Raw genomic sequence first — 11,013 nt, forward strand, 5'->3', positions numbered from 1 at the left:
AGACTTGATGTACACCCCGCTCGGAACCCTCAGCAATAACCCTCGGCAGTACACCCCTTTTGGAAGGACCCCGGTGAATTCGAGTACCCACCAGGAGCTGGTGAGCTTCATCTGGTCGGTCGCGGACCTGCTCCGCGGTGACTACAGGCAGTCCGAGTACGGCAAGGTGATCCTGCCGTTCGTCGTGCTGCGCCGTCTGGACTGCGTCCTGGAGCCCACCAAGAAGCAGGTCCTGGAGGCACACGGGAAGTTCAAGGACAAGCCCGTCCACCACGAGTTCGTGCTCAGGGCCGCCGGTCACAGCTTCTACAACACCAGCCCGCTGACCTTCGAGCGCATCGCCGCCGACCCCTCCCAGGCGGCGAACAACCTCACCCACTTCATCAACGCCTTCTCCCACAACGCGCGCGAGGTGCTGGAGAAGTACGAGTTCGAGGGCCAGGTCCGCAAGCTGGACAACTCCGGCCTGCTGTACCAGGTGGTGGGCAAGTTCGCCGACCTGGACCTGTCGCCGGGCCGGATCTCCAACGTGCAGATGGGCTACGTCTTCGAGGAGCTCCTCCGCAAGTTCTCGGAGATGTCCAACGAGACCGCGGGTGAGCACTTCACCCCCAGAGAGGTCATCAAGCTGATGGCCAACCTCCTCCTGGCCCCGGACGAGGACGCCCTGCGGGTCCCCGGCATCATCCGCCAGATCCTGGACCCGGCCTGCGGCACCGGCGGCATGCTCACCGAGATGCACGACCACATCAAGGCCCTCAACCCGGACGCCAAAGCGGTCGTGTTCGGCCAGGAGCTCAACCCCGAGTCGTGGGCGATCTCCCGTTCGGACCTGATGATCAAGGGCCAGGACCCCGAGCGCATCAAGTTCGGCAACTCCTTCAGCCACGACCGGCACAAGAGCCGCACCTTCGACTACATGCTCGCCAACCCGCCGTTCGGGGTGGAGTGGAAGAAGGTCAAGGACGACGTGGAGGCCGAGCACGAGCTCGGCTTCTCGGGCCGGTTCGGTGCCGGACTGCCGCGCATCAACGACGGGTCGCTGCTCTTCCTCCAGCACATGGTCTCCAAGATGAAGCCGGTCACGGTCGGCACCGACGGAGAGCAGAGCGGCGGCAGTCGCATCGCGATCGTCTTCAACGGATCCCCGCTGTTCACCGGTGCCGCCGGGTCCGGGGAGTCCGAGATCCGCCGATGGATCCTGGAGAACGACTGGTTGGAGGCCATCGTGGCCCTGCCCGATCAGCTTTTCTACAACACCGGCATCTCCACCTACTTCTGGATCCTCACCAACCGCAAGGACCGTGCCCACCGGGGCCGTGTGAAGCTGATCGACGCCCGCGAGCACTGGGTGAAGATGCGCAAGTCCCTGGGGGACAAGCGCAAGCAGATCAGCGACGAGCAGATCACCGAGCTGACGCAGCTGTACGCGGACGCGCACGGTGTCGCGGAGGATCCCGAGCACCCGCTGCACGGCAAGGTGAAGGTCTTCCGCAACGAGGACTTCGGCTACCAGCGCATCACCGTGGAACGCCCGCTGAAGCTGCGCTTCGAGGTCACCGAGGAGAACCTGGACGAGTTGGCCGCCGCCCTGGACAAGGGAAAGACCACGGCCAAGTACGAGCAGAAGGCGGAGCTGATCGACGCGCTGCGGTCCCTGGAGGGCGGGGAGCCGTGCTTCAAGAGGACCGAGTTCGCCGACCGGATCCAGCAGACCCTAGCCGAGGGCGGTGTGGACAAGCCGCCGACAGCGGTGACCAAGGCCGTGTGGAGCGCGGTGTCGGTCCGAGACCCCGAGGGCGAGGTGCAGCTGAAGAAGGGCCAGCCGGAGCCGGACGCGGATCTGCGCGACTTCGAGAACATCCCTTTGGAGGCGGACATCGACGCTTACATGGAGCGCGATGTCCTGCCGCACGTACCCGACGCCTGGGTGGAGTACGCGAAAACGAAGATCGGCTACGAGATCCCCTTCACCCGGCACTTCTACGTGTACACGCCGCCACGGCCACTGGAGGAGATCGATGCCGAACTCAAGCAGCTTGAGGCCGAGATCCAGCGACTCCTGGGAGAGGTGACGAAGTGACGAGCTTTTTCTCGAGCATTCCAGATGCTTGGCGGTCCGCTCCGTTGAAGCTGGTGACAAATTTCCTGGGGCGAGGGTCAGCCCCGAACTATGTTGATGACGGGCCGATTCATGCGGTAAACCAGGCAGTCAACCGAGGGAGTAATCTCGACTGGTCCAAGGGTAAGTTCCAAGAGTTCTCAGATAATCCGAAAAGGCTGAAAGGATTCCTGAAGCCTTCGGATGTCATTATTAATTCTACGGGCACTGGTACCCTTGGTAGGGTTGGATTTTTTGAAGCCTCTCCCGACGGGCGTCCGGCTGTTGCCGATGGGCATCTAACGATTGTGCGGCCTCGGGAAAACGATTTGTTCTCTCGATATGCCTACTATGTGCTCAGTAGTCGTCCGTTCTATGACTTCATGTACTCATCTATGGTAGTCGGATCTACGAATCAGATCGAGTTGAGTAGGGAGCGCCTGGGGTCGGCATCGGTTCCGTTGCCCCCCTTGGAGGAGCAGCGGAGAATTGCTAAATTCCTCGATTCTGAGGGGGCTCGAATTGACCATACTTTAGAAGTCCGGCGTCAGCAGTTGGACTTGCTGGAAGAACGTTCGATGAGTCTGATCTCTGAGCGTTTGGTTCCCGGTGTGGTGGGCGATGCCGTGGGGAATTTCCCCTTTCCTTGGTTTTCGAATATTGAAGGCGGGTTGCCGGTAGTTCGTCTTGGGTATGTCTGTGGTATCCAGGGTGGAATTACGGTCGACTCTTCAAGGAAGCTCTCGGATAGTGATGTTACGCGTCCTTATCTGCGAGTGGCAAATGTTAAAGCAGATTGCCTGGACCTTGATTCGGTGTCTGTTATTACGGTGCCGAAATCGATTGCAGACGGCTCTACTTTGCGCCCTGGTGATGTTCTTATGACTGAGGGTGGTGACATCGACAAGCTTGGTCGGGGGGTGGTTTGGCGAGGGGAAATATCTGGGGCACTTCATCAGAATCATATATTTGCCTTGAGGCCAGATAAAAAACAACTGGATGCTGAATATCTATCGCTTCTTACTCGATCTTTTCACGGTCGCTGCTATTTTGAGGCGACGGGGGTTCGAAGTACTAACCTTGCTTCCACTAGTAGTAGCAAGGTGAGATCTTTTCCGATCCCCCTGCCTTCCCTTGAAGGGCAAAAGCAAGCAGTGAAGGAAGTGAATGAAGGTTTGTTGGTTGTAACCCGTATTCGTTCCGTGCTGCGCCGTCAGATCGACCTTCTGGAAGAACGCAAGCGAGCCCTGATCACCGCGGCCGTCACCGGTCAGATCGACGTCACTACCGCGCGAGGAGCCGACCTGTCATGAGCCCCGTGTACGACGAGAGGACCTTCGAAGACCACATCGTCGCCTCGATGGCCGCGCGCGGCTGGACCCAGGGCGACAACTCCGGCTACCGCGCCGAACTCGGTCTGGACACCGCCCAGCTCTTCACCTTCCTCGGCGCCACCCAGATCGACACCTTCAACGAGCTCGTCGCGCGCTGCGGTGGCAGCCAGGACCAGGCGCAGGCCACCTTCGCCAAGACGCTCGCCAAGCGCATCGACACCGAGGGCACCCTCCACGTCCTGCGCAAGGGCGCCACCGTCGAGGGCCTGAAGTTCGACCTCGCCTACTTCAAGCCCTCGCACACCATCGCCGAGGGCGCTCTCGACGACTACGAGCGCAACCGGCTCACCGTCACACGCCAGCTCCGCTATGCCGCGAAGGACGACGACCAGGGCAACGCCTTGGACCTGGTGCTGTTCGTCAACGGCCTTCCCGTGGCCACCGCAGAGCTGAAGAACCCGCTCACCGGGCAGAACGTCAACCACGCCAAGCACCAGTACGCCCGTGACCGCGACCCCCGCGAACTCCTCTTCGCCAAGCGCGCCCTCGTGCACTTCGCCGTCGACCCCGACCTGGTCTTCCTCACCACCAGGCTTTCTGGCAAGGACACCCGATTCCTCCCCTTCAACACGGGCTCGAACGGAGCGGGCCGCACCGGTGGGGCGGGCAACCCCCTCCCGGCTTCCGACAGCTCTGGGTACCGCACCGCCTACCTGTGGGAGCAGGTCTGGGACGTCGACAACTGGATGGACCTGTTGGAGAGGTTCGTCCACGTCAAGCGGGACAAGGACGGTAAGGGCCGACGCCGCGACACCGTCGTCTTCCCCCGATACCACCAGTGGCACGCCGTGCGCCGCATGGTCGACCACGCCTCCCGCCACGGCGCCGGGAACAACTACCTGGTCATGCACTCGGCCGGCTCGGGCAAGTCCAACACCATCGCCTGGCTCGCCCACCGGCTCTCCTCCCTGCACACCCCCGCCGACCGTGCCCTCATGGATCCGGCCGCCGCTGACGCGGGCCTGGAGCCCAACACCCCCGTCTTCGACAAGACCGTGATCATCACCGACCGGTCGGTCCTGGACAAGCAGCTCAAGGACACCGTCGGAGACTTCTCCCAGGTGGCCGGCCTCGTGCGCTGGGTCGGGGGCAAGGGCGGCTCCAAGTCCGCGCAGCTCGCCGAGGCACTGTCCACCTCCAGTGAGCGCATCGTCGTCGTCACCCTCCAGACCTTCCCGGCCCTGCTGGACTACCTGAAGCGGGAACCCACCGAGATCCGGGGCGGCCGCTTCGCGATCGTCGTCGACGAGGCCCACTCCTCGCAGAGCGGCGAGGCCGCCAAGGACGTCAAGAAGGCTCTGCGCGAACTGGGCCTGGACACCGACGACGACAGTGAGGACACGGACGACGCCGAGAACACCGGAGGCACCGGTGCCACCAGCGTCCGGGACCCCGAGTCCACCGAGGAGGCGCTCCTGAAGTCGGCCGCGTACCGGGGGCGCAGCACCAACCTGTCCTACTTCGCCTTCACCGCCACCCCCAAGCACAAGACCCTCAACCTGTTCGGGGTGCGCAACGAGGACACCGGTGACTTCGAGCCCTTCCACACCTACTCGATGCGCCAGGCCATCGAAGAGGGGTTCATCCTCGATCCGCTGCGAAGCTACATCACCTACGCCACCCAGTACCGGCTGCTCAACGGCAACACCGAGGACCCCGAGGTCGACGCGGGCAAGGCCAAGTCGCAGCTGGCCAGGTTCGCCCTGCTGCACGATTCGACGCTCGCCCAGCACGCCGAGATCATCGTGGAGAACTTCAACACCGTCACCCGCAAGCAGATGGGCGGACGCGCCAAGGCCATGGTGGTCACCAGCTCCCGCGCCGCGGCCCTGCGGATGTACCTCGCCGTCAAGAGCTACCTCGCGGACAGTGGCGCCCCCAACCCCGGGGTCCTAGTCGCCTTCTCCGGTTCCCTCCCGCACCCCACGACCGGCGAGGACGTCACCGAGTCTTCCCGCAACGGATTCCCCGAGTCGGAACTGCCCAAGCGCTTCGCCTACACCAGGGCCGACGACGCCAACGCGGCCTCGCGCGGCGCCCAGGAGTACCGGCTCCTCATCGTCGCCGACAAGTACCAGACCGGCTTCGACCAGCCGCTGCTCACCACCATGTTCGTGGAGAAGTCCCTCAAGGGTGTGGCCGCCGTGCAGACCCTGTCCCGGCTCAACCGCACCCACCCGCTCAAGAGCCAGAGCGACCTGCGGGTGCTGGACTTCGCCAACGACGCGGAGGAGATCCGGCAGTCGTTCCTGCCCTACTACGAGCGCGCCGTCACCGGCGAGGCCGACCCGGACATCCTGCACACCATTCAGTACCGGGTCATGCACGACGTGGACGTCGTCCACGAACCCGACCTCCAGGGGTTCGCGGAGGCCTTCCACGGCCTCGACGCCGGGATCGGGGACGAAGCGGTGCGCAACCACCCCGAACTCAACCGGTTCATCGCCTCGGCAGTGGACCGCTACGCCGCCCTCCTGGACAGCGAGGAGGAGGACGACCGCGACGGCGCCGACCGGTTCCGCGCGGACCTGAACGACTACGTCACCAAGTACGCGTTCCTCTCTCAGGTGATGCGCTACCCGGACGCCGCACTCGAACGCCTCTACCTGTACGGCCGGTTCCTGCTGCGCAGGCTGCCCGCCCGCACCGACGGTGGCGTCGACATCGGTGAGGTGGACCTCAGCCACCTGAAGATGTTCCGTACCGGCGAGCACGACCTCAAGCTCAGCCCCGAGGGCGACCAAGAGCTGCCCGGCTTCTCCGACGGCGCCGGCGGGGCCTACGACCCCAAGAAGGAGCTGCTGTCGGAGCTCATCGAGCTCTTCAACGAGCACTTCGGCCACGACCTCAACGAGGCGGACCGGCTCATGATGGAGGAACGCTTCCAGACGGTCGTCGACAACCCCGATGTGGAGATGGCCGCTGTCCGCAACGACGAGGAGGCCTTCCGCCACGCCTTCGAGCCGGCGATGAAGGACGCTGTCATGGACCGCTACGAGAGCGGGGTGGAGTTCACCGAGCGCTACATCGGTGAGCCGGACTTCCAGAGCTCCATCAACCGGGCGATGAGCCGGGCCGCCTACCGGCTCCTGCGTCAGCGCAACGGCCTCAGCACGGTCTGAGGCCTGCCCGCCTGATTCGCGAAGCGTTCGGCCCCGCCCGCTGGCTCACAGTAGGCGGGGCCGAAGGGTGATGGTTCCGACCCAGGAGCACGGTCGTGCGCCGGGGCACTCCCAGAGGTGGGACCGTAGACGAGACGCTGGCCAGGAGGTTCAGGCGCCCTTCGCGGTGTCGATGAAGGCCCGCCACTCGTCGGCGCTGAAGAAGAGCGCGGCCAGCTCCCGGTGCTTGGTGTCCCGGACTCCAGTGACCGGCCCCTCTGCGACTTCCACACATTCACCACGGTCGTTGGTGTAGCTCGCCTTATGCCACGGTCGAGCCGGGACGAAGGTGTCGATGGTGATGGTGTTCGCAGTCATGACGGCCTTCTGTATTCGGTGACCAGCGTCGTGAGGAAGGTGCGCGTCTCCGCTGTGGAGAGCGCGGACGCTTGTAGTTGGTCAAACGCTATCTCGTGCTCCAAGAGGTCCTCCCGGTCCTCGAAGAACAGACCGTTCGGGGGGACGTCCACGAACAGGGCACGGTCGTTCTCCTCGAAAGTCAGCATCGAGAAGCCGTAGGTGCGTGACATGCCTGCTGACGCGGGGAGCACCTGAACGTTGAGAAAAGGACGACTGCTGAGGTCCAACAGGTGTTTCAACTGGGTGGACATGACCTCGGTACCACCGATGACACAGCGTAGACACGACTCATCGAGGATCGTCCAGATTCTCGGCGGTTGTTCGCGCTCCAGGACGTTGCTGTGGCGTTGTAGACGGGCCTCTACTCGGCGTGTGCGTTCCGCCTCATCGGAGACATAACCCCGATCCATCATGGCCGTGACGTAGTCGGGGTGTTGGAGAAGCCCCGGTACCAGCCCGATCGTGTACTGCTGGATCTTGGCGGCCTCGTGCTCCAATCCGTAGAAGGTGCCGATACCGACGTCCTTGTACTGGAACCACCAGGGTTTCTGCTTGCGTGAGGCCTTGGCGATCTCCACCAGTTCTTCACGAAGACCGTCGGTCGACCCGTACAGACGGCATAGTTCAGCGACGTCAGCCGAGTTCAGCCGTATGAATTTGCCCGTCTCGATCCGGATGACTTTGCCGGACTCCCAGCCCATGCGCTTGGAAACCTCGCTCTGTGAGATCCCAGCCTCTGCGCGTAGACGCTTGAGCTGGCTGACCAGATAACGACGCCGTACGGGGGAACCCTGGGCCACGGCTGTCTCCTCGTTCATGTGATGGACCGTCACTCTATTATCCCGTGACCTGCAAACTTCTCATTTGGGATATGTCAACCAACTTATTTTCCAACACTTGGATTTTCAGTGTGTCTGCTTCACTATAGAGGTGGAGGCAGTGATCACCGCACGAGTCACCCGGATTTACAGGGGGCGCGTGCATGCATGGGTCCGCATGCAATGCGCCTGGCAAAGGGATGCGGACTGTGCGATCGGTTGCGCCGCCTCCTGCCGGTGGGCCTCCCACCGGAGCGGCTGCCATACCGAGCGGCTACATGAAAGCGGGCTCTGGGGGCGATTGCGCCGCCCCCAGAGCCCAAGCCGACAACCACACCTGTTGCACACAGAAGGAGCCTGCCGACATGACCATTGTGCCGCGTTCCCGCGTGCCCTTCCACACGCCCACCCCGGGTTTCGAGGGACGGCGCTGGCCCTCCCGCGTCTACCCCGGTGACCTCGCCCAGGCCGCCTGGGTGCGCGAGGACCTGCGCGCCGACCTCTTCCGGCTGGAGGGTCTGTGCCCTGACCTGGCCGAGACCGTGATCCTGTGCGCCAGCGAGATGTTCGCAAACGGCGTTGGCCACTCCCTCTCCGGACAGCCGGGAGGCCGTCTCGTCCGGACCCTGGCCATGCCTGCCGCCCGCACCCTGCACCTGTCGGTCGTCGATGACGGCACCCGCTCCGACACCCCCACCCATCCGGAGATCCCGTGTCAGCGCACCGCTGCTGAGTGGGCCGAAGCCGAACGCGGTCGGGGCCTGCTGATCGTCGACGCCCTGGCCGCCCGGTGGGGGAGCCGGGCGGTGGTGGACTTCCCGTTCTGTGCCGGGTTGGGAACGGCGGTGTGGGCCGAGTTCACCCTAGGCGCCCCCGGTGCGCCCCTTGTACCGCTCGGCCCACTCGCCGCCGCCTACCCGTGAGCAGCGTCTGTTGGTCCAGATGCAGGGCAACCCCAGGATGGCCTACCGGCAGGCCCACGGTGTTCTGCCCTCCTGGATGGGGATCCAGGAAGCCCGGTTGGTCGAACGCGACCCGCATCCGTCCGAGAGCCCGCACGAACCCTCACCGGTACCGCGACGCCTTCCGGAACCCGTGGTGCCCAGGCCCCGGCCGGCTCCCGATGACGGTCCACTCCCGCCCCAGCCCCGCCCGCAGCGCCCGCCGCTCCCGCGTCGTCCCCGGCGTCCGCACGGCCACCGCAAACCTCGCCGCCTCGGGCGCACCGCCTGGCGTCTGACCGGATACACCCTGGCCGCGCTGGCCGGGGCGCTGGCCCACCACCTCAGCGCGGGCCTGTTGTAACGGCTCGCCTTCGCCATCACCGCACGGATGGCCGCGCCGGCTCCCGAGGGGTCGGCGCGGCCATCGTCCCCCGGTTCACCCTTCGATCAACAGGGTCAACTCCTATGGCAACCCGCTGCTGCGGCTGAAGCGTACGGCCCCCGGGGGGATGTTCGACGCCTACGCCCGCGGTATGGACGCCGTATGGCACACCGCCCGAGCGTTGGAGGAGTGAAGCAGCAGATGGCAAGAACCGAGTACTACGACGATCCGAACGCCCCCGTGCCCAACAGTCTGGTGGTCGCGGCCAGCGCGGCCGTCGCTGACGACCAGGGCCGCCTGCTGTTGCAGCGCCGGGTGGACACCGGGTTGTGGGCGATGCCGGGCGGGGCTATGGACATGACCGAGAGCCTCCCCGAGGCGGCCGTGCGGGAGGTGCGTGAGGAGACCGGTGACGAGGCGGAGATGACGGGGGTGGGGGCACCTACACCGACGCCCGGCACGTGATCGCCTACAGCGACGGGGAGGTGCGCCGTCAGTTCAACGTGTGCTTCCGCGCTCGGGTCGTCGGGGGAGGGCTCACAGTCAGCGATGAGTCACACGAGGCGAGCTGGTTCACCGCCGAGGAGATCGCGGGATCGGACATGCACCACACCCAGCGCCTGTGCGTGGAACACGCGCTGAGTCGGGACACACCTCACGCGGGCTGATTCGCTGGGTGGAACACCCCGGAAGGCGGGGCCGTGTCGGTGCCTCCCCCTCAGAGAGAGGCCTCTGACCACGAGCGGGGTTGCCCCCGTCGCCCCGCGACCCGACGGGACCCGGAGAGAGCGGCTCGGGGCCGGTTCCACACCCACCGGCGGGCACGACGCAGGACGCACTTCCCAGCCGGCGCCGCGGTCCGGATGTCCGATTGGGGACCATCGGCCGCCGCTCCGGCCCCGCACCCCCGTAGGATCGCCACCGGAGGACGCGACAGCCGCGTGGCCGGTCCGGGAGGGCGGCGGCCGCGCCCGAGACGGAATGGGGCCCGTTGCACGCCACACCCGAGCGGATCGCCGACCGTTACGAGATCACCGCTCCGATCAGCACCGGCGGGATGGGGCAGGTCTTCCGCGGCTACGACACCGTCCTGGACCGCCAGGTCGCGATCAAGGTCATCCGGCCCGAACTGGTGGACGACACCGCCAAGTACGCGGAGACGGCCGCCCGGTTCCGGCGTGAGGCGCGCATCACCGCCCGCATCGAGCACCCCAACGTGCCCGCGGTCTACGACGCCGCCGTGGACACCGACAAGGGGCTCCTCTACCTGGTCATGCAGCTCGTGCGGGGGGTCCCGCTGGGCGACGTCATCAGCGAACACGACCCGGACCCGATGCCGGTCGCGGCGGCGGCCGCCGTGGCCGCGCAGATCTGCTCAGCGCTCTCCCACGCCCACGCTGTCCCCGTCGTCCACCGCGACCTCAAACCGGGAAATGTCATGGTCGCCGACGACGGGACGGTCAAGGTCCTGGACTTCGGTATCGCGGCCGTCCTTCGCACCGACATGACCCGGATCACGATGACCGGCAGCCAGCTGGGAACCTGCGCCTACATGCCCCCGGAACAGGTCCTGGCCGGCGGGGTCAATCCGCGCAGTGACCTGTACTCGCTGGGCTGTGTGCTCTACGAGGTCCTCACCGGTCGGAAGGTCTTCTCCACCGGCTACGCTCCCTTCGCTCTGCAGCGGGCGCACGTGGAGGAGAAGCCCCGGCCGCCGTCCGCGCATCGTCCCGACCTGCCCCAGGACCTCGACCGGCTCGTCATGGACCTGCTGGCCAAGGACCCCGAGGACCGGCCCGCCACCGCGCAGGACGTCTACGAACGCCTCGTCCCCCACCTGCCTCAGTCCGACC

The 11,013-nt window shown here is 65.3% G+C and carries 8 protein-coding genes and 1 pseudogene; 7 read left to right on the top strand and 2 right to left on the bottom strand.

Annotated elements, in window-relative coordinates; genetic code table 11:
• Positions 1 to 73: 73 nt before the first annotated feature.
• Genes DSY14_RS17460 through DSY14_RS17470 form a run of 3 tightly spaced genes read left to right on the top strand, consistent with a single transcriptional unit; the run spans position 74 to position 6,617 of the window.
• Positions 74 to 2,083, top strand: coding sequence for a class I SAM-dependent DNA methyltransferase (locus DSY14_RS17460; protein WP_211717647.1), 2,010 nt, complete (start codon positions 74 to 76; stop codon positions 2,081 to 2,083).
• Positions 2,080 to 3,414, top strand: a complete 1,335-nt coding sequence (locus DSY14_RS17465; protein ID WP_211717648.1) for a restriction endonuclease subunit S — start codon at positions 2,080 to 2,082, stop codon at positions 3,412 to 3,414. Before DSY14_RS17460 ends, DSY14_RS17465 begins: the two co-directional genes overlap by 4 nt.
• The gene (locus DSY14_RS17470) at positions 3,411 to 6,617 is read left to right on the top strand and encodes a type I restriction endonuclease subunit R (protein WP_211717649.1); all 3,207 of its coding nucleotides are present in this window, start codon (positions 3,411 to 3,413) and stop codon (positions 6,615 to 6,617) included. The genes DSY14_RS17465 and DSY14_RS17470 overlap by 4 nt, the downstream gene beginning before the upstream one ends.
• Positions 6,618 to 6,767: 150 nt before the next feature.
• On the opposite strand, the gene DSY14_RS17475 is transcribed toward DSY14_RS17470, so the two are convergent.
• Both DSY14_RS17475 and DSY14_RS17480 read right to left on the bottom strand, forming a co-directional pair.
• On the bottom strand, positions 6,768 to 6,974 hold the full coding sequence (locus DSY14_RS17475; protein WP_211717650.1) for a DUF397 domain-containing protein: 207 nt from the start codon (positions 6,972 to 6,974) through the stop codon (positions 6,768 to 6,770).
• Positions 6,971 to 7,834, bottom strand: coding sequence for a helix-turn-helix transcriptional regulator (locus DSY14_RS17480; protein WP_211717651.1), 864 nt, complete (start codon positions 7,832 to 7,834; stop codon positions 6,971 to 6,973). The genes DSY14_RS17475 and DSY14_RS17480 overlap by 4 nt, the downstream gene beginning before the upstream one ends.
• Before the next feature lie 365 nt (positions 7,835 to 8,199).
• Here DSY14_RS17480 and DSY14_RS17485 point away from each other — a divergent pair, with 365 nt between their 5' ends.
• The 4 genes and pseudogenes from DSY14_RS17485 to DSY14_RS17500 all read left to right on the top strand — a co-directional run.
• A complete protein-coding gene (locus DSY14_RS17485; RefSeq protein WP_211717652.1) occupies positions 8,200 to 8,757 on the top strand; it encodes an ATP-binding protein in 558 nt (185 codons plus the stop codon).
• A 10-nt stretch (positions 8,758 to 8,767) separates the two neighbouring features.
• Positions 8,768 to 9,139: a hypothetical protein gene (locus DSY14_RS17490; RefSeq protein ID WP_211717653.1), complete on the top strand. Its 372-nt coding sequence runs from the start codon at positions 8,768 to 8,770 to the stop codon at positions 9,137 to 9,139.
• Positions 9,140 to 9,361: 222 nt separating this feature from the next.
• A pseudogene (locus DSY14_RS17495) lies at positions 9,362 to 9,828 on the top strand (NUDIX domain-containing protein).
• A 323-nt stretch (positions 9,829 to 10,151) separates the two neighbouring features.
• A partial coding sequence (locus DSY14_RS17500; protein ID WP_211717654.1) for a serine/threonine-protein kinase occupies positions 10,152 to 11,013 on the top strand: 862 nt, incomplete at its 3' end.

The sequence above is a fragment of the Nocardiopsis sp. MG754419 genome (genome assembly GCF_018207095.1).
GTDB lineage: Bacteria > Actinomycetota > Actinomycetes > Streptosporangiales > Streptosporangiaceae > Nocardiopsis.

Coding starts and splice junctions, on each gene's coding strand:
- DSY14_RS17470 (WP_211717649.1), top strand. CDS start 3,411: ATGAGCCCCGTGTACGACGAGAGGACCTTCGAAGACCACATCGTCGCC.
- DSY14_RS17475 (WP_211717650.1), bottom strand. CDS start 6,974: ATGACTGCGAACACCATCACCATCGACACCTTCGTCCCGGCTCGACCG.
- DSY14_RS17480 (WP_211717651.1), bottom strand. CDS start 7,834: ATGAACGAGGAGACAGCCGTGGCCCAGGGTTCCCCCGTACGGCGTCGT.
- DSY14_RS17485 (WP_211717652.1), top strand. CDS start 8,200: ATGACCATTGTGCCGCGTTCCCGCGTGCCCTTCCACACGCCCACCCCG.